Annotated in this window: 10 protein-coding genes; 6 read left to right on the top strand and 4 right to left on the bottom strand. The window is 60.2% G+C overall.

Features of this window, described 5'->3' with window-relative positions; genetic code table 11:
• The 5 genes from VGY55_12005 to gmd all read left to right on the top strand — a co-directional run.
• A partial coding sequence (locus VGY55_12005; protein HEV2970684.1) for a tetratricopeptide repeat protein occupies positions 1-3,226 on the top strand: 3,226 nt, incomplete at its 5' end.
• 127 nt (positions 3,227-3,353) lie between these two features.
• Positions 3,354-8,057 carry a CHAT domain-containing tetratricopeptide repeat protein gene (locus VGY55_12000; protein HEV2970683.1) on the top strand — a complete coding sequence of 1,568 codons (4,704 nt, stop codon included), beginning with the start codon at positions 3,354-3,356 and terminating at the stop codon, positions 8,055-8,057.
• Positions 8,058-8,946: 889 nt separating this feature from the next.
• Complete coding sequence (locus VGY55_11995) at positions 8,947-9,504, top strand: transcription termination/antitermination NusG family protein (protein HEV2970682.1); 558 nt, start codon at positions 8,947-8,949, stop codon at positions 9,502-9,504.
• 54 nt (positions 9,505-9,558) lie between these two features.
• Positions 9,559-10,554: a GDP-L-fucose synthase gene (locus tag VGY55_11990; protein ID HEV2970681.1), complete on the top strand. Its 996-nt coding sequence runs from the start codon at positions 9,559-9,561 to the stop codon at positions 10,552-10,554.
• Positions 10,555-10,615: 61 nt separating this feature from the next.
• The gene (gmd, locus tag VGY55_11985) at positions 10,616-11,680 is read left to right on the top strand and encodes a GDP-mannose 4,6-dehydratase (protein HEV2970680.1); all 1,065 of its coding nucleotides are present in this window, start codon (positions 10,616-10,618) and stop codon (positions 11,678-11,680) included.
• A 146-nt stretch (positions 11,681-11,826) separates the two neighbouring features.
• Here the strand turns inward: gmd and VGY55_11980 are convergent, their stop codons facing one another.
• Positions 11,827-12,507, bottom strand: a complete 681-nt coding sequence (locus VGY55_11980; protein ID HEV2970679.1) for a response regulator — start codon at positions 12,505-12,507, stop codon at positions 11,827-11,829.
• A 1,195-nt stretch (positions 12,508-13,702) separates the two neighbouring features.
• Positions 13,703-14,164, bottom strand: a complete 462-nt coding sequence (locus VGY55_11975) for an ERCC4 domain-containing protein (protein ID HEV2970678.1) — start codon at positions 14,162-14,164, stop codon at positions 13,703-13,705.
• Positions 14,165-15,594: 1,430 nt separating this feature from the next.
• On the opposite strand from VGY55_11975, the gene VGY55_11970 reads away from it, so the two are divergent.
• A complete protein-coding gene (locus tag VGY55_11970; protein HEV2970677.1) occupies positions 15,595-16,308 on the top strand; it encodes a hypothetical protein in 714 nt (237 codons plus the stop codon).
• Positions 16,309-16,697: 389 nt separating this feature from the next.
• On the opposite strand, the gene VGY55_11965 is transcribed toward VGY55_11970, so the two are convergent.
• Complete coding sequence (locus VGY55_11965) at positions 16,698-17,567, bottom strand: response regulator (GenBank protein HEV2970676.1); 870 nt, start codon at positions 17,565-17,567, stop codon at positions 16,698-16,700.
• Positions 17,568-18,731: 1,164 nt separating this feature from the next.
• The gene (locus VGY55_11960; GenBank protein HEV2970675.1) at positions 18,732-19,376 is read right to left on the bottom strand and encodes a hypothetical protein; all 645 of its coding nucleotides are present in this window, start codon (positions 19,374-19,376) and stop codon (positions 18,732-18,734) included.
• Positions 19,377-19,883: the final 507 nt, after the last annotated feature.

The following is a 19,883-nucleotide window of genomic DNA, read 5'->3' as shown; positions in this document are numbered from 1 at the left end:
GGGTCAACTCTACGAGCACACGGACGATTATGCGAAGGCCGAATCGTTGTTGCAGCAGGCAATTCAAATCGAAAAGGAAACATTGGGCGAAAAGCACCCAAGCTACGCAACGGGCCTCAGCGCCCTCGCCAGGTTGTATCGGTCGATGGGAACCTTCGCCAAGGCCGAGCCGCTCCTGCAACAAGCGCTCACAATCCAGAAGGAATCGTTGGGCGAGAAAGACACGGATTACTCCGAAAGCTTGTACAACTTGGCGACGCTGTACGAATCGCAGGGAAACTATGCCAAAGCGGAGCCGCTTTATCTTCAGTCGCTGCAAATCCGCAAGGAAGTCTTGGGAGAAAAGGACCCCCTCTACGCGCAGAATCTGGACGGGCTGGCCGGGCTCTACAAGGAGAAAGGAGAGTTTGCCAAGGCGGAACCCCTCTTCCGACAATCCGCAGAGATCTACCGAGTCGTGTATGGCGAAAAGCACCCGTACTACGCGAGCTGTTTGGACAATCTCGGCCGATTCTATTCTCAGGCTGGACAATACGCGAAGGCTGAATCGCTCCTAAAGCAAGCGCTCCAAATTCGCAAAGACGCTTTCGGAGAGAAGAATGCCACCTATGCCGTCAGCCTCAAAGATCTGGCCTATCTCTACAATCGGGTCGGCGAACCCACTAAGGCTGAGCCGCTTTATCAGCAAGCAGCTCAGATTGAAAGAGAAACTCTCGGCGAAAAGCATCCGCATTACGCCACCAGCCTCGGCAACCTGGCACACACCTATGAAAGCATGGGTGACTACGTCAAAGCCGAGCCGATCTTGCGGAAGGTACTTCAGTTGACCAAGGACACATTTGGCGAAAAACATCCCAAATATGCCGCTGATCTCAGCAGCCTGGGGATGCTGTATGAGTCGATGGGCGATCACGCTAAGGCTGAACCACTGCTGCAGCAATCTCTGGAGATCAGAAAGAATGCGTTGGGTGAGAAGCATCCCGACTACGCCCAAAGCTTGGGCAATTTAGCCGGCCTCTACGAGGAGTCGGATGACTATGCGAAGGCCGAGCCGCTTTGGAAGCAAGTGCTTCAAATCGAAAAGGAATCGTTGGGCGAAAAGCACCCCCAATATGCCCTTAGCCTGCAGAATCTTGGCTATTTCTACGAAATGACGAGCGACTACGCCAAAGCCGAGAATTGTTTCGTCCGGGCCGGTGAAATCCTCAAAACGACGGTCGGCGAAAAACATCCGTTTTTTGTGGCGAATCTCGAACACCAGGGCTTCCTTTACTGCGCGATGGGGGAATACGTAAAGGCAGAGCCATTCTATCGGCAGGCGCTCAAGACAACCAAGGATTCGCTCGGAGAGAACGATCCGCACTACGCCGGCATGTTGAATAATCTGGCAGCACTGCACCAATCCACAGGCCGATTTGCCGAGGCCGAACCGCTCTGCCGCGAGGCGCTCCAGCGGGCCGAGCGGCAATTGGAACTCACCTCGGGCGTGCAATCGGAGCGGCAGCAATTGGCCATGCGTCTGATCGTTTGGGGCTATCTTGATCGTTATCTCTATCTGACGGCGGAAGCTCAATTGCCGGCCGAGCCGGTCTATGCGGAGGTGTTGAAATGGAAGGGAGAAGTGGCCGCGCGCCAACAACAAATCCGCCGAACTCGCGGCCTCCTCGCCGCCGGAGGCAAAGATGTGGCCCGGCTCGAAGCTGAGTTGACAGAGGCAACTCGCTCGCTGGCGGCCCTTTCGCAGCCAACCGCCGGCGCCAGCCCAAAGCGCCAGTCTCAGCTTGCGGTACTGGGCGACAAGATCGAAGACCTGCAAACGAAGTTGGCCGGCGCCAGTGCTGAATTCCGTCAACAACTCGGCCAGCAGCGCGGTGGCTCGGACGACATTCGCAAGGCGCTGCCAACCGACGCCGCGCTGATAGATCTACTGTGCTATGCGGTTTTCCGGCCGGCCAAGGTAAAGGGAACGAAAGAAACCTTGGAATCGCATTTGACGGCTTTTATCGTCCGGCCCGACCAGCCCATCGAGCGCGTCGAATTAGGACTTGCCGCACCGATCGACCGAGCCGTCGAAGCTTGGCGGAAGCAATTCGGTCGCGCTGGCAACGGTGAAGACCCTGGCGCCGACCTGCGACGACTCGTTTGGCGGCCGCTGGAGAAATACTTGAACGGCGCCAAAACGGTGCTGATCTCGCCCAACTCCACGACGGCCCCGATCGCTTGGGCGGCCCTGCCGGGGACCAAGCCGGGATCATTTCTAATCGACGACTATTCGATCGCCATCGTCCCGATTCCGCGGTTCCTTCCCGACCTGATGGCCGAAAATGAACCCGTCCGGAGCGATCAAGGCAAACCGGCCGAAACTCCTTCGCTGCTCTTGGTGGGCGATGTGGATTTCGGCGCCGATCCCGGCAAGAGCGATTTGTTGGCGATGGATCGCGGTGCCGCGCGCGGCGATCAGCCGCTGAAATGGTCGCCGCTTCCCGGCACGCGCGACGAGGTCGCGGCGATCAAAGAATCGTTCGTCAAGCGATTTGGTCAGACCGAACCGATCCAGTTGACGAGGGACCGGGCCACCAAGAGCGCTGTCCGAAATCAGATCGGCAATTGCCAGTATGTGCACTTTTCCACGCACGGCTTCTTCGCCCCGCCGCAGCTTCGCTCGGCGCTCGCGGGCGACACCCAGCCGAACGGCGCGGCCGGCACGAGTCCTCTTTCCGCACCGCGCGTTTCTGGATTCCAGCCGGGATTGCTTTCGGGCCTCGTGCTGGCCGGCGCGAATCGACCAATGGAAGAGGGCAAAGAGGACGGTATCTTGACCGCTCTGGAAGTCGAAGAGATGGATTTGAGCAAGGTGCAACTCGCCACGCTCTCCGCCTGCGAGACGGGGTTGGGCGAGACGGCGGGGGCGGAAGGTCTGCTCGGCTTGCAGCGGGCCTTTCAAACGGCCGGAGCAAAATCAGTGGTCGCTGGCTTATGGAAGGTGCCCGACAAGGCGACGCAGCTTCTGATGGCCCGATTTTACGACAATCTCTGGCAGAAAAAGATGTCGAAACTGGATGCGCTTTGCGGGGCTCAGCGGTGGATGCTCCACGAGGGTCCAAAGGAGCCGGGCCTCGCCCGCGGATTGCAATTCGCGAAGGAATCGCCCGAGACGTCGGACAAGTCCGGCACGTTGCCGCCATACTATTGGGCCGCCTTCGTATTGAGCGGCGATTGGCGGTAGCGAAACTTGCTCTGTCGTCCCGCGCGTGGCATATTGATTTGGGGCGGCAATGCCGCGAATCACCCTCATGTCGCCGCGCGGAAAAAAGGGGTCGGGGGATGGTCGATCATGTATTCCGAGTATTCTCATGCAGCGCTCCTTGACTGCCGCCTTACTGCTGTCGCTGCTGGCTGTCCGGGCGCTCGCGGCCGAGGAATCTTTTGACGTGGTAGTTACGGCCAGCGCCGCCCGTGTCATGGCCGGCACGCAGCCGATCGGAGAAGTCCCGAACGGGACACATCTGACGGCCACCCAGACCAACGGCGATTGGTATTTGATCGACGTGCCGGGCGCGAATCCGCCGCAACGGGGATGGATCAGCAAGGCCGATGTCGAGAACGCCCCAGCAAGCCAGAATGAAGCGCCACTCTCACCCCAGCAGCAAGAGCAATGGGGGGAAATCGTCAAGCTCAATGCACAAACGGTACAGCTCTATCGGCGGCACAAATATCAGGAAGCGCTCGTGGCGGTTCAAAAGACCCTGCAACTTTTCAAACAGATCGGCCGCGACAATACCCACGACTACGCCATCGTCGTCCAGAACCTGGAAAGCGTTTACGAAGACCTCAAGGATTTCGATAATGCAGTGCCAGCGCAGCGACAGGTGCTCGCGCTCATTGGTAAGACACTCGGCGAAAAGCACGCCGATTATCTCGACTCGTGGGTCCACTTCGATAACCTACTGACGGAGAACTATCAGCAGCACGAGTCCCACGCTGAGTGGGATGCCGCCCGCGCTTCGCTGATGGAACTCCTGGTTTTGCGATCGCGGCGATACGGCGCCGGCGATCAGCGCACCACGGAGGTCCGGCTGCAATTGGGCTACCTCGCCAAGTTGGCCAACCTGAGCGAGCAAGACCGGCGTCGCTTGGTCGAGGCAAAGCAATTGATGGAAAAAGTTCAAGCGCTTGGCGCCGAAGGCAAATACGACGAAGCGATTCCACGTGGAGAACGCGCGCTGGAGATCAATCGGCAATTGCTCGGGACGACCGACGTGCGAACGGGCGACGCCGCGAACTGGCTGGGGTGGCTCTACGACCGAAAGGGAGACGCGGCCCGCGCCGAATCCCTCTACCGCGAGGCTCTGGCGGGTTTCAAAATCGAACTCGGTCCCAAGCACGCCAGTTGCCAGAGTTGTTGGATGCACTTGAACGAGCTGCTGGCGAAAGACGCTGCATCGCAAGAGAACCGCGGCGACTGGGAAGCGGCGCGAAAGTCGCTTGCCGAACGCCTGGAGTTGACCGCCGATCGCTACGGTGAATCGGCTTGGCGCACAATCGACGCTCGCGCGGCGCTCGCGGCGGCGGACAAATGGTCGCAATTGAGCAAATCGGAGCGAAGCCAGTTGGACGAAACCGTGCATGCGAGCCAGCAAGCAGTCAAGCTCCGCTCTGAAGGCAAGCTCAAAGAGGCGATTGGCACCGTGGAGCAGGCGATCCAGACGCGCCGCACGCTCGTCGGGGACGTCGATGGAACCTGGCGCGGCTGGTTGGAGTCGTTGGCCCAGTGGTACGAAGAATCGAAAGACGCGGCGCGGGCGGAGTCTCTCTACCGCGATAGCGTCGAAGTCCGAAAACAGAGTCTCGGGCAGCGGCATCCGCTCTACGCGATCCGACTGAATGCGCTTTCCTCCCTCCTGGAGCGCAAAGGAGACGCGGCCGGCGCGGCGACGCTGCGCCGCGAAGCAGACGAAATCGAAAAGCACGTCCTCGGCGACGCCAAGGACGCTGACTTCGAAGCCGACGCGACTTATCTGGCAAACGTCTACGAGCAGTGGGGCGACCACGCCCGCGCCGAACCCTTGTATCGTCACGCTGTGGAAGTGCAAGCGCAGCTTCTCGGTACGCGCCATGCCGATTTTCTCGAATCTCAACGGCTATGGAACTTGGCCTTGACGAATTTGATCGCCGACGATGTCGCACATGGCAAGTGGGACGCCGGCCGTAAGGCACTGTCGACTGCCATCGATTCGACCGACCGTATCTATGGCTCGGGCAATTGGCGAGCGGCGGGGCTCCGAGGCGACACGACCTACTACGTCGAGAAACTTTCGCGACTCTCCGCCGAGGATCGCCGCCGTCTCAGCGATGCAGATAAGCGAATCGCCGACGGCTCGAAGCTGCTCGGCGAAGGCAAGTACGAGGAGGCGATCCGCGCCGCCGAAGAAGCGCTCGATACCCGCCGCAAACTGCTGGGCGACGCCGATTGGAAGTGCGCCGAAGCCTTGCACTTGCTGGGTCGGGTTTGCATTCAAACCGGTGACTACGCGAGGGCAGAGAAAGTCACCCGCGAGGCCTTGGAAATCCGCAAGCGCGTGTTTGGCGAGAAGCATCCCCTGTATGCGTCGAGCGCGTATAGCTTGGGGTATATTTATTTTTCCCTGGGCGACTACGCCCGAGCCGAGCCGCTGTTGCAGCAGGCCTCGGAAATCCGCAAGAGCGCGTTTGGCGAGCGAGATGCGGAGTATGCCAACATCCTGTCGTCCCTCGCATTCTTGTATGAAAACATGGGGGACTACGCCCTGGCCGAGCCGCTCTATCTTCAGGCGATCGATATCCACAAGGCAGTCGGCGAGAAGAATGCATCGTCGGCTCGCACGTTCGGCGATCTCGCGCACCTTTACACGCTAAAGCGGCAATATGCCGCGGCCGAGCCGCTCTATCGCCAAGCGCTGGAGATCGACAAGAAGACCTTGGGCGAAAAGCATCCCACATATGCCATCGCGCTCGACAATCTGGCCATGAATTATATGAAGCAAGGCGAATATGCCCGAGCGGACCCTCTGCTGCGGCAAGCGCTGGAACTCTGGAAACAGTCGTCGGGTGATCAGCGTCCCTACTACGCGGTGTTGCTGAGCAATCTCGCCATAACGAGCAAGAATATGGGCGATTTCGCTCGTGCGGAATCCCTCTATCGCCAAGCGCTCGAGATTCGCAAGCGGACGCTGGGAGATCAACATCCATTGGTTGCCCTAAGCTTGCGCGAGCTGGCGTCGCTGCTGATTGCGATGCGCAAGCCCGATGACGCCGTGGAATTGGCGAGTCAATCGTTCGAGATCGCCCGCCGTCAAATGGACCTGACCGCCGAAGTGCAGTCGGAGCGCCAACAGTTGGCAATGCGAACCAAGATGCTGGCCCCCTTGAACTATTATCTGTCGGCCTCGGCCGAGGCCAAGACCTCCGGCGAACAGGTCTATCCGGCGGTGCTGGCATGGAAAGGGGCCGTCCTCGCTCGTCAGCAGGCGATCCGCAGCATGCTCCACGGCCAAGCGAATTCACAGAATCCGCGGGTGTCCGAGCTGTATCAGCAGTTTTCTGAAACGGCTCGGGAACTGGACAACCTTTCCAGGGCCACGCCGCCGCCGGAGCAGGCCGAACAGCAACACCGCCGCTTTGGGCAATTGAGCGAGCAATTCGAGTGGCTCCAAAAGCAGTTGGCCGCGGTCAGCGGCGACTTCCGCCGTGAATCCGCGCAGAGAAAACGGACGCCCGACGACTTACGCCGGGCTTTGCCCGCCGACACGGTGCTGGTCGATCTCTTGGAATACGATCATTACGCTCCACCGTCCGAAAAAGGCCTGAAGGTTATCAAGCAGCGGCAATTTGCGGCCTTCGTCGTGCGCGCCGATCGGCCGGTCGAACGAATTGAACTTGGACCGGCCGCGCCAATCTCCGACACGATCGATCGCTGGCGCAAGACCTACTCGGCCGATCAGGCGGCCGAGCTGCGGCGACTGGTTTGGGCCCCGCTGGAGAAGGAACTCGAAGGCGCCACGACCGTGTTGGTCTCACCGGACGGACCGATTACCCGATTCCCGCTCGCTGCCCTGCCGGGCAGGGAGAATGGGACGTATCTGATCGAAGACGTGGCGATCGCCACGGTCGCCGTGCCGCGGATGCTCCCCGAGTTGCTGGCCGGCGCGGACGTCGCCGCGCCTCCCAAACCGTCTTTGCTGGTCGTGGGGGACGTGGATTTCGACGCTCAACCGGGCCGGGCACCGCGGATCGATCAACTGGCTTCGACGGCGGCACCGGCCGCGCGCGAAGGTGAACCGCTGCACTGGGGCCTGTTGCCCGGGACCCGCTCCGAGATTCTGGCCGTGGCCGATTCGTTCGATCAGCGGTTTCCCGACGCGCCGCATCAATCCTTGCGCAAGGAGCGGGCCACGAAGGTCGCCGTTTGCGACGCGATGGAAAACTGCCGCTACCTCCACCTGGCTACGCATGGTTTCTTCGCCCCGGCGCAATTGCGATCGGCCATGGCCGAGGCGACCAAGGCCGAAGCCACCGATGCCGGCAATCGTTTCTCCGTGCAAGACTTGGCCGGTTATCAGCCAGACTTGCTGTCGGGTCTGGTGTTCGCTGGCGCGAACCATCCGCCGGCGCCCGGCGAGGAGGACGGCATTCTGACCGCTCTGGCCGTCGAGCAACTCGATTTGAGCCATGTCGATTTGGCCACTCTCTCGGCTTGCGAGACCGGGCTCGGCGCGACGGCTGGCGGCGAGGGACTGTTAGGCCTGCAGCGCGCCTTTCAAACCGCGGGGGCGAGAACCACCGTGGCCACGCTATGGACCATCCCCGACGACGCCACTCGGACCCTGATGACCGACTTCTACGAGAACCTTTGGGGCCGAAAGCTGCCGAAGCTCGAAGCGCTGCGGCAGGCGCAATTGACTATGCTCCGCGACGGAGTCAAGCGCGGCTTGAAATTCGCCGGCGATGAGCCGCCAAAGGAAGGCCGTCTGCCGCCCTATTACTGGGCTGCCTTCGTGCTCAGCGGCGATTGGCGATAGTAATCGCTTTCTCTAATTCGACTGTGTGCGGTTATCGACGTGGATGGATGCGTAGAGGCGCCAAGCAGTTGCGTTTTTTCCAGTGGTACAGTCGCGCGGTTTCGTTGCGTTGCAAGCGGCGGGTTGTTTGGCGGCAGATATTCTCGGGATGATCGCAGTGGAGTTTCCTATGCGGCAACGCAGCCAATATCGTGCGGACTTGCGGGACCATGAGCGCCGGCGTGGATTTTTTCCCTGCTGGGTTTCCCGCGTGAGGAACCAGTTGGCCACCAGCGAAAGTGTTTGATGATGATGCCAGCCACGCCACGTGCGCACTTCGTAATCGGCCAGGCCGCTCTCGCCCGTGGCACGCTCGAAACGTTCTGTTCGCACTCCATTTTGGCTATAACGATAATCAATTCGGTGGTGCCGTCGGAGGTGTGACCATAGCTCCCGTCGCCACCCCCGTACCCTCGACTTTCGTCTCATTAGGTGCGTTGGGCGTCCTGGGCTTGGGCTTCGTCGCCCGACGGAGGAAGAATCGCGTGGCCTGAACCGCGCCGGTCGCGTAGTCCCGTGCCCAATTGAGCCCCGTCCGGTCGTCTGGTCTGGCGGGCTATTTCTTTTGCAGCCCCGGTGAGCGACTGGCCGTGCGGTCAAATCGACTGTTTTCCTAGGCTGCGCGGCACGTAACTGCGCGAACGCGCAATGTTCATGCGCTCTTGCGAACGATCGACGGGGCCCGTTCGCGCCAATTGCAAACTTTGAGGCCCGAACGAAGTTGCGGATCGTTGACACGATTTCGTGGCGGATTAGGTTGAAGGTTCTGCGCGACACCGCAGATTCAGACAATGAATGATCATTGCCGGAAGTACGCACGCACGAATCCTGACTCAAGACGAGGCAACACATGACGGCCGTTTGCGATAACGTCGTTCTCTATCCGCACGATTTGCTCGAAATCGCCGGCGACGATACTTCCGACCGACGATGGTGGGTTGTCTATACAAGATCGCGGCAGGAAAAAGTGTTTTGCCAGCAACTACGGGGACTTGAGGTTCCGCATTATCTGCCCCTGGTGAAGAAAACCTCCTACTGCCGCGGACGGCGATTTTCCTCGCAGGTGCCGCTGTTTTCCGGCTACGTGTTCATGCACGGGACGGAACACGAGCGGCTGGCGAGCCTGACGACCAATCGCATCAGTCAGATTCTGGCCGTGGACGATGGCGCCCGGCTCCGTCACGACCTGGGGCAGATTTATCGCTTGATCGCTTCCGGCGCGCCGGTGACGCTTGAACAGCGGCTGGCTCCCGGCCGACGGGTGCGGATTCGGCACGGCGCGCTGGCCGGATTGGAAGGGACGGTGTTGGAGCGTCGCGGCGGCCGCCGGCTGTTCGTGGCGGTCGATTTTCTCCAGCAAGGGGCGTCGATCGATGTCGAGGATTTTCGCCTGGAGCCGATCGATTGAGAGAGAGCGCAACGGAGCGGAACGCAGTCTAGCTTTCAGTGCCTTGGAGTTCCGATGGGATCGATCGCGGGAAAACGGGTCGTGGTGACCGGCGGGGCCGGTTTCTTGGGGCGTGAGGTCTGCCGCGCGCTCGAGGCCTATCGACCGGCGGCCGTTCTCGTGCCGCGGAGCTTTGAGTACGACCTGCGCGATCCGGCTGCGGTGCGGCGCCTGTTGCGCGACATGCGGCCGAACGTCGTGGTCCATCTAGCGGCGGTGGTCGGTGGTATCGGCGCCAACCGGGCCAATCCGGGCCGCTATTTCTACGAAAACGCCATCATGGGCATTCAACTTATGGAGGCGGCCCGCCTGGCGGAGGTCGATAAGTTCGTCGTGCTCGGGACGATCTGCGCCTACCCGAAATTCACCGCCGTGCCATTTCGCGAACAAGATTTGTGGAACGGCTACCCGGAGGAGACGAACGCTCCCTACGGTCTCGCAAAAAAAATGCTCGTGGTCCAAGCGCAGGCCTATCGCCAGCAATATGGGATGAACGCGATCAGCTTATTGCCGGTCAATCTATATGGTCCCGGCGACAACTTTGATCCCGAGTCGAGCCATGTGATCCCGGCGCTGATCCGCAAGGCGGTCGAAGCCCGCGAAGCTAGCCGGCCGTTCATCGAGGTCTGGGGGACCGGCAGCGCCTCGCGCGAGTTCTTGTTTGTGCGCGATGCCGCGCAGGCGGTTGCGGCGGCCACCGACCTATACAACACACCGGACCCGGTGAATATCGGTTCCGGCCAGGAGATCACGATCCGTGAGCTGGTCGAATTGGTTTGCGGCATCTGCCGGTTCGAGGGCAAAATCCGTTGGGACTCAAGCAAGCCTGACGGCCAGCCGCGGCGCTGCCTCGACACGACCCGCGCGGCGGCCGAGTTCGGCTTTCGCGCCAGCACGTCGCTCGTCGAGGGCCTTCGCGAAACGGCGGCCTGGTACGAATTCAACGGCCGCCGGACTTTGAATGGGACGACCGCCGCGGACCGCACGGCAGCGGCGAATAGTGTGTTATAACTCCAGTCAATGAGCCCTGTTTCGGCCCCCCGTTGCGGAACAAAGGAATCGAACGATGAGTATCGCACGAAAGGCACTGATCACCGGGATCACGGGCCAGGATGGGTCGTATCTGGCCGAATTCTTGTTGGCTAAGGGATACGAGGTCCACGGACTGGTCCGGCGGGCCAGCACCTTCAACACCGAACGGATCGAGCATCTTTATCAGGATCCCCACGAGACCGACACCCGATTGTTTTTGCATTTCGGCGATCTGACCGACGGCACGAGTCTGTCGAACCTGGTGTTGTCGCTGGAGCCAGATGAGATTTACAACCTGGGGGCTCAGAGCCACGTGCGGGTTTCATTCGATCAGCCGCTATACACGGTCGACGTCGACGCCTTGGGGACGTTGCGGATTCTAGAGGCGGTCCGGCAGTTGCAACGGCGCCAGCCGGTGCGCGTGTATCAAGCGTCGTCGAGCGAGATGTACGGCCAGGTGCGCGAGATCCCGCAGCGCGAGACGACGCCCTTTCATCCCCGCAGCCCGTATGCTTGCGCGAAAGTGTTCAGCTTCTACCAAACCGTGAACTACCGCGAGGCCTACGGCCTGCACGCCTCGAACGGGATCTTGTTCAACCACGAATCGCCATGGAGGGGCGAAACGTTCGTCACTCGCAAAATCACGCGGGGGGCCACCCGTATTCGCGAAGGATTGCAGCAGAAACTCTACCTGGGGAATCTCGACGCCAAACGAGATTGGGGTTATGCCAAGGATTACGTGGAGGCGATGTGGCTGATGCTCCAGCAGGATGAGCCGGACGATTACGTGATCGCTACAGGGGAGACCCACAGCGTGCGCGAGTTCCTCGAGTTGGCGTTCGAGCACGTGGGTTTGCGGACCCAAGACCACGTGGAAGTGGACCCGCGCTATTTTCGGCCGAGCGAAGTCGACTTGCTACTGGGGGACGCGACGAAAGCCCGCGAACGCCTCGGCTGGCGCCCCGAGACGAGCTTCGAGGAGCTGGTCAAACTGATGGTCGACAACGATTGGATGCTGGCCCGCGAAGAACGCGTGCTGGCCGCTCATCGCAATGGTCGCCCACCCGCGGAGCAACTTTGCGACACCGACCTGGCAGCGAACTGAACTGCAACGCCGACCTGAGCGCGGCGAATTGGGCGTCGGCGCTCATTGACGGTGGGCTGTTCCCCGCCGCGATGCGCAGCTCCCGCAGAGCGTCAACAGGCGCGAAGTCCGAGGCAACACCACGGTGGTAATTCAAATCGCGCGAACTACGCGCAAACCGCGGCCCGCGCCGGCGAAAACTCCACGTCCGACTCCGGGCAGGATTCCTGCGCCGCGATTACGGCAAACCGCATCAACTCGAGGGAACTGCGGATATCGAGCTTCCTCATCAGGCTATTGCGGCGCAGCTCGATCGCCCGCACGCATAGTTCGAGTTCACCAGCCATCGACTTGATGGATTTTCCGTCAGCGATCAACTCCAGCACTTGGCGCTCTTTGCGAGTGAGCGAGGCAGTGAGATCTCTGACCTTCGTTTGGTGAGCCTTCGCGCGACGGCGGTCCTGGTCCAGCGCAATGGCCTCTTGGATCGCGCTCAAGAGTTCGATCGATCGGGCCGGCTTTTCGAGCACGTGAACGGCGCCGCCGCGCATCAATTCCACTGCGAGGGAGACGTCGGGATTCGAAGTCACGAAAACCAACGGCAGAATCGAGCCGCTGGCCGACAAGCGGTGCTGTAGTTGCAGACCGCTCATGTCGGGAATCCGCTGCTCAAGCACAAGACAGCCGGGCCGAGAATCGCGATAGGCCGCGAGAAAGTCCCGTCCCGAGCGGAAGGCCTCACATCCTACATCGGACCCGTCGAGAAGTTCCTTAGTTAATGCTCCAGTTAAGGGATCAGGATCCACCACGAAAACCGTTGGGCCAGTCCAAACTTGCGAACGTTTCATCGATGCACTCCTTGGCGTAACCTGGCAAAACTTGACCAAGATTTCCCGACCGAACCGGATCGGCGACACAAGCGTTCTCGACCGCGTGACTTGGCGGACTGTCGTCCCCGACAACCGTGGGTTCGGTGCCTAAACCGTTCCTGGGATTACGTGAAGAACAATACCGGACGAACCGACCAACCGGCTGCAATTTCACGGTAATCGCAAAAAAACCCCTAAATCAAGCGATTCCCCCCCGATGATAGTTTTCCCCTAAAGGACACCCACCCATCATAATGGCATGGGCAGCGCTGTCAATGATTTTTTGAGCGAGATTTCTTCTACTTCTGCGCAAACCACTAGCCCAAAAAACGCGTAATCACCGATGGATGATCTGGATTTTGTTTCTCATGGATTAATGTCTCTCGGGTCGCGGCAGGGAATTGCATTCGGTGCCTGCGGCATCGTTGGAGGTGACTGCGGCGCACAATGCAACGCATGGTTGCGACGCAGTAAGATTGGTTCTGACCTCAGCAAGTCTCAACTTCGTTGGATGCCGTTCTATCCGAATCGTTCCGTTGAGGCGGCGACCGGCTGCTTTGAGCGTTACAGTCGGATGCCTGCAAACCCAGCATCGCGGGGTGAGCAATTGGGCATTTTCCGACGGAACCACGCCAATTCCCTGTAGGTTTTCCACAACTGCAAACGCTATACCCAGCGATCGGGGCATGGCCGATGTGCTCACGCTCGGCGTGACTTCCACGGCATTTTAACAGCAGAGGCGGCGGTTGTAAGGCCGGGGTTCGCTATTTTCAATTTGGTTCGGCGGCGAGCGACCTAAAATTGACGCAAGTCGTTTGATGGTAGGTCGCGCAATGCGACGCTTGCACCTGCGCAAGTCGCGCCTTTTTTGAAAAAGCGAAACGCTCTGGGTTGCCAGGCCAGCAGCACCGCCCACACCAGTTCGGGGACGTCATCCGAGCGACTCGACGTTGTGGCTCCGCGATCCGGCCCAGAGATTTGCGGGCCACTCAACGATGGCAAGAGGATCGCTCCGCTCGGACGAAACCGCGATGCCATTTTTAGCGCGTATCGAGCGGCCGTCGCGGGCGGATTTCCTGTCGAGCGAGCCGCGGGTGCCCGCGGCGGCCGATCACGAACTGCGCCGGTCGCAGCACAACGCCGGATGGCGATGCCGCCACGGCGGTCCAACAAATCACCCGGCGTCGCGCCGTTCGGGACGCGCGCATGCCGGCCACAAGCCGCGGGCCTCGCGCCATCTTCGTCGTGCGGCAATGAACAGGATGCGACTTACATAGCGACCGGCTCGGGCGTGGTCGCCGGCCATGACCACCGGCAAGCCCATCGCCACCCAGTTCAGGATCGAGCCGAGCGCGGCGGACGGATTGACCTTGCTCCGCCACCGGCCGCGCTCGATCTCCAGCCAGGTCGATTCGACAACCAGAGCGCGCACCGGGTAGGCCGATAGCCGCAGGACCTCGCGGTGGAAGCGCTCGCGCTCTTGGCCGATGCACCCTAACAGATCGGCGAGGCCCTTGCGCTCGATGGCGATGACGCTCTCCAATCCGCAGACCGAATAGTCGCCGGTCGCAAGCGCGCCGATGCAGGTGCGGAGCGGCGCCAAGTCGAGCGGATGCTGTTCACGTGAATCGATCACGGCGACGAGATCCTCGAAAGACAGATCGGCCGGGATGGTGGATCGTAACCCGGTGGCTCGACGCCTCGCGGGCCGGGCCCGCGGAGCGGGTTGTGCGACTACCGCGGCGGCCGTGTTGCCCCGGCACAACACAGCCGGCTTAACGCCGCCGGGCCCCGGTGCCGGCGGCGCGTCGGACGAGTCCGGGTTAGTTGTCGGCATCAATGCGAAGCCCCGTTCGGCATGGACGGTAAGAACGTTGTCCGCGTGAACCGGCGATACGGCCGACCGAGGACAAGTTGATGGATAATCGGCGGACAGGTATTTCACGTTCAAGCTCCTTTTAGTGGATTAGGTTCGGCCCGATGATCCACACGTAGTTGGAGTCGACGGCCAACTTGGCGCGCCATCAACGGTCCGCAAAAAAGGCGACTGCTGCTCGGGAAGCCTCGCCCGGGGGCGGCCGTCGCGGTCGAGAATGCTTTCAGACGCGATTGTCCAGATCGAGCTGAGTTGTGAGACGAACGCGGAGATGCGTCTCCGTCGATTGTCGTAAGACGGACAAGACTCGTTGGCAGTACCCGACGTTCAAATGCGCGATTCCCATCGCCAGCGGACGCGGCCGTTATTCGATTCGTTCTCCGCTGGCGGCGGCGTGCCGCTCGCAGGCGCGCATCGCGTCGGTCAAGATCCCGTGCCGACTAATTAATTCCCACCGGCGCCTCGTCCGAGTAACCCTCCCCTGTACCAGCGCGAAAAAAGGCTCGACGTCGTAATCAAGATACTCGTCGATCCGATATGCGTGCGTCGACTCTTGCCAGGACCGCACTCGACCGAGTCCCAGCGGGGCGCGGCGCGGCTTTGGCCGAGTCACCCAAGCCAAGGTTTTGGCTTCGGACTTGCGGAGCGGAGCCATACAGGCCTGCGAATGGCGGCTCATCTCCGGTCGTGGTGTCGCGGGCCATGGACAAAGCCCCCGGACCACCGTCGCAAACGGCTGCGTATGCCGGAAACCGAACGCGGCAATACCTGCACCGAAATTGCCCTCGTCGCGAGAGATGTGAATTCGCCAACTGAACTCTACGTCGAATTGACCCATTGTCAAAACCTGAACGCGCGAAGCGGCGACCGCAACGCGGTTGCTCAGTTACGCCGAAGTGAGCCGTTTGAGCAGATTGCCGAATCGTCGGGTGGTCCCGAATCTGACGCAATACCAGAGAGTGGATTCGAGGCGTCTCGACGCGATCGCCAGCGATCGCAATTCGCGCGGAGAAGCGGAGAATACTGCCGACGGAATACTCTTGACGATTTGCTTCTCCTTGCTTAGCCTTGTCTTCGTCCTCCCAATTCAGGTCGCAGGTTCAGTATCTGATGCCGCCAGTTCAATGCTTTGGGGTAATCGTGCATGACGCCCTGAATCGATTCGGGAGCAATATATCCTGCGAGATTGAATGGATTCGATCATGCAACCTTTTTTTGAGAGCGCCGGTCTCATGTCGAGGGGCGGCATTACGCTTGGTTCGTGGTCAGGAAATGTCTGCTCCGTTTTTTGCGCGATGACCTTTTTTTGGCTGGCCGCTCGCCCAGCAGTTGCGGACGTTTCGGACGTGCTGACGGTCTATGGTCCTGCAGGCAATCCGTTCCTCGTGATTTCCAGCGCTGAGAATGCTCCCGAGAGCGGCAATACATTGAACCCTCAAGATCCTTCTGGTCCTCCGCTCGTCGCGGGTAATCCGGCTCTATTCGGTGATCCAATCGTGCTGACCGAAGGCACCGGGGTGCCCGGCCCGCATTCCCTAATCAGCGACGTTTTTGGGGTTCGGAAGTTGGTTTTTCAAAACGAGGGGGCACCGATAACCCGCTACTACCTTGGATATGAGTCGGATTCGGAGACCGGACTGGATCTTGCTAATGTACTGGCCGACTTTGGAGTGACCGACCCAAACTCGGCGGGTGTCAGCTACGTTGCGGAATCGAGCCTTTCGATTCCAGTGACGACTTACTTAGACCCGACGTTGTCTGGCCAAGTCTACACGGCGACTTTCTTTTCGGATGCCGAAGCCTCAGTCCCTGAGCCGATGGAGGCGATTGGCCTCGTGGGACTGGGCGGGATGGGTTTGATCGGCTTCGCCTGGCGTCGTCGCCGACCGTGGCTTGAAGCGTGATCCCGCGAAGACGAATCGTTTGCCGATCCTGGCTGTGCATTTCGCGAGAGCGGCTATTCGACGAAAACTGAGGCGCGCGTCTGCTTTCGCAATAAGCAGTGAATCGTGCCGACCGGTGGCCGATTTATTCCTCTGTCATCGGAATTGCGGCCAGGTGGGCGAGCGATTCGGCGATTATGGCGGACTTTCTCTTGCGCCCCGGCGGCGGATATGCTTGCACTGCGACGGTAGCGGGACGTCGTTTCGCGATCATGAGCCTAAAGAAAGGAGAGCGCGCGAGGGCGCGATCAAATCGCGTCGAACGGCTTGTTAGCTCCCGGCATATGTCAGTTTGTCATCCGCAATTTAGCGATCGGACGCCGCCTGCCGAGAAATCGCGACGGAGGCGACTAGCGAGGCAATGGCCGACTACCATGATTGACGGCCGCCGACAAAGCGGCCGTCAGTCCCGCGAAGTCACGATCGCGGCCGGCCGAATCGCGACCGTTTGAAACGCCGTTGGCGGACAGCGAATCCCGAGTTTGCAGGTTTCGCGATCCGTCCAGATCGAACACCCCGCCGTTGGCATGTCGGTGGCCGTTGGCGTGCCCAGCGACGTCTGTGCCGCGGCCAATGGGCGCTTCCGGCTGAAACAGTCGCTGCGCGGTGATCGAGAAGCGCATCAGGGCCACGGGGGAATCGAGCCGCAGTTTCCGCATGAGGCTTTGGCGGCGTTGTTCGATCGCGCGGATCGTGAGTTCGAGTTGAGCGGCCATGGACTTGACCGACTTTCCTTGAGCGATCAGCTTCAATACTTCGCGTTCCTTTTTAGTGAGCGCGGCAACAAGGCTTCCGATCTCGGCGCGGTTCGTTTGGGTACAACGACGGTCGTGGTCCAAGGCCAACGCCTCCTGGATCGCCGTGAAGAGTTCGAGCGGGCGAATGGGCTTCTCGAGTACTGAGACGGCCCCTCCGCGCATCAATTCCACCGCCGTGGAGACGCTTGCATCGGCGATCACAAACACCAGCGGCAGCGTCGCCCCGCTTGCCGCCAAACGGCGTTGGAGTTGCATGCCGCTCATGTCTGGAATTCTTTGCTCGAGCACCAGGCAACCAGGGCGAGCGGCATCGTAAACCGCGAGGAACTCGCGACACGTGCCATAGGCCTCCAAACGCATGCCGAACCCATCGAGCAAATCGTTGACCAGGGCGGGAGTCGATAGTTCCGGATCAATGACAAAAACCGTGGAAACGTCAGCCAAAGGCGTCGATCGATGCATGGATCAGGGCTCCTGTTAGACGATTGCCGAACGTGGGCAACTTCCTCAGACGGACAGACTTAAGGACGATCATCACTGGGAAGTGCGTCTGTGTCCGCTGTTTTTCATTGTCGTCGCCTCCTAAGCAGCCAGACTGCCATGCGATTTGCGCGCCGGAATCTCGACGCACTGCCCGGACCGGAGAGGTCGTCTATCGAGTCGTGGAACGTTATTCGGACGAGCCGAGGGGACTTATTCCAATATCAAAAAAAATGTTTTGCTCCGGGTCGCGTCGGTTGATCGCGAAAACGAGCAATTCGCAACGACGGCTATCGATTTGACATAAACTGTCTGTCCGCAATCGGTTGAGGCGATGAGGCCCGCGCGCCTTTCAGGGATGCGCTCCATCCACTTCGCTTGGCGTGGCGGGCAACCAGGGCAAGTGGGATAAGCAGAATCGAGACGAATACGACTCGCGCGGACCACGGCGCAAGAATAATGTTGCGAGTGTTGGGCCGCTTCTGCATTTTCTCTATGCGACGTCTGCACATTCCGTAAGCGATTTCGGCAGGCAGCTCGATTGGCGATCGCAAGACCGGCCGCGACATGGCCGCTGCGTACTAAAACGGTCGGGTGGCGAGTCGGCCATGGATAGTGAAAACACTCCTCAATCGCTGGACCAAATCGTGGGCCGACGGGGTTTTCGCACGTTCGTTTCGAGGGTTGCCCGCGCCGGGCCATCGCCCGTCGCAGGACGTGTGTTCCAGATTCGCCGCCGGCGATCTCGATACGACGATCGCCGGCGACAAGTCAATCCCGCAAACCTGAATGCCGTTCCCTTGCAAGTAACGAGCAACGTGTCCGGGTCCGCAATCCATGTCGCACGCCGGACCTAAATCACGCACGCTCGCAGCAAATCGGTCGAGCGACTGTCGGTCGAGCGGCTTGCGCTGCAACTCATCGAAGATGCGCCGGACGTATTCGTCCGCTACGTCGTGGTAGCTGGCCTGGCAGTCCTCGCGTTTGTGTGCGTCCCTGTGCGGTGGCCGGTGATCCCGCCTAACAGCTATTAGACCGCTGAAGTGCGGTAAAGCGCCATCTCAGATTTGCGGCCGAGCATGGCGTTGTCGGTTTTGAGCGGTTATCCGCCACGGGGCGCCTCCCTGGCGGGCTTTTTCGTCTCCTTCATCGAGCAACCGCCAACTGCGACCGCTCCTTCGTCTCAACCTCTCCCTGAAATCTCAGCCAGCTTTCCCAGAGCCACAGTCTCAACCGGGAAATCCGCGCTGCCGACACACCGAACTTTGTCGCCGCGGTTTTTGTCGATTCTCCACTGGCCAACACCAACGCGACTTTTCTCCGCTGCTTGGGCAGCAGTCGGAGCCAACTAGCAAAATCCAGTCGCGAAGCAGCGATCTCCGCAGGTCCAGCCTTTCGATCTTCGAGCAAGACCTCCTTCCATTCGTCATCGTGAAGGCCGATTTGGTCGAGCCGCTGAACTTGAAAGCCCCTTCGACGTCTAGCGTAGATCGACAAAACGTCGTGACTGTTTAAGCGGCTCGCCGCCTGTCTGCCAGCGCGAACCTGCCGGATGCTGTACCCAGCCAAGACGGTCGGAAAGCAAACATCGAGCTTTCCGCGATCGGCCAATCGCTTGAAAGCAGTCCAGGCCAGGGCGATCGTTTCCTGGATGGCTTCTTGCCGGGACTCGATAGACAGATTGCAAAATGCCACACGAGAGTAGCGGACGATGGTCGGCAGTATGGCCATGAACTTTTCTTGCAGGTCTTCATCGCGGCTTTCGGCTTCCGTCTTTGCAATAGCGATCATGGACGACCTCCTTGAATAGAGACCGCCCCTGAGCGGAGCGGTCATGTTTGGGAAAAAGCGCAACCGCCCCGCCATCGCTAGGCCTATGAGATAGAAATCACGCCAAACTCAAGCGGCAATCAAGCCAGGCTGATCGGCGATTGGACTTGTTGCTCGGGCAAGGTTCAGACGGGCAAGATGAATTGCCAGACGGCGAGCTGTGCGGACCACAGGCCAGCAGAATTTGATTTGAATTTCGAAATCGTCGGGCAGGTATTGCCTGCATCGACGAGCGTCGCTACGATCAACGTCGCCTGAGAGAGCAAAAGCACTCGTGACGGCCGAGTCGGTGGATCCGGACCCTCACAGGCAATGCCGTTTCTTTCGGCCGACGGTTGCTCTCTGCACCGTGACCAGGTTCAGCGGCCCTGGCATCCTTATATGCCGCGATTCGCGACCGGATTCAGCGAAGTCGGATGCCGCTTACTATCGCTTTCGCCGAGGCGGGCAGCATCCGTCGCATCGAAC

The sequence above is a fragment of the Pirellulales bacterium genome, from assembly GCA_035939775.1.
GTDB lineage: Bacteria > Planctomycetota > Planctomycetia > Pirellulales > DATAWG01 > DASZFO01.
The sequence above is the reverse complement of the archived record's forward strand: the minus strand, read 5'-3'. Positions and strand labels throughout refer to the sequence as shown.

What these genes read in the sequence shown, in the direction of transcription:
- VGY55_11960 (HEV2970675.1), bottom strand. Translation starts at nt 19,376, where the DNA reads ATGATCGCTATTGCAAAGACGGAAGCCGAAAGCCGCGATGAAGACCTG.
- VGY55_12000 (HEV2970683.1), top strand. Translation starts at nt 3,354, where the DNA reads ATGCAGCGCTCCTTGACTGCCGCCTTACTGCTGTCGCTGCTGGCTGTC.
- VGY55_11995 (HEV2970682.1), top strand. Translation starts at nt 8,947, where the DNA reads ATGACGGCCGTTTGCGATAACGTCGTTCTCTATCCGCACGATTTGCTC.
- VGY55_11980 (HEV2970679.1), bottom strand. Translation starts at nt 12,507, where the DNA reads ATGAAACGTTCGCAAGTTTGGACTGGCCCAACGGTTTTCGTGGTGGAT.
- VGY55_11965 (HEV2970676.1), bottom strand. Translation starts at nt 17,567, where the DNA reads ATGCATCGATCGACGCCTTTGGCTGACGTTTCCACGGTTTTTGTCATT.
- VGY55_11970 (HEV2970677.1), top strand. Translation starts at nt 15,595, where the DNA reads ATGGATTCGATCATGCAACCTTTTTTTGAGAGCGCCGGTCTCATGTCG.
- VGY55_11990 (HEV2970681.1), top strand. Translation starts at nt 9,559, where the DNA reads ATGGGATCGATCGCGGGAAAACGGGTCGTGGTGACCGGCGGGGCCGGT.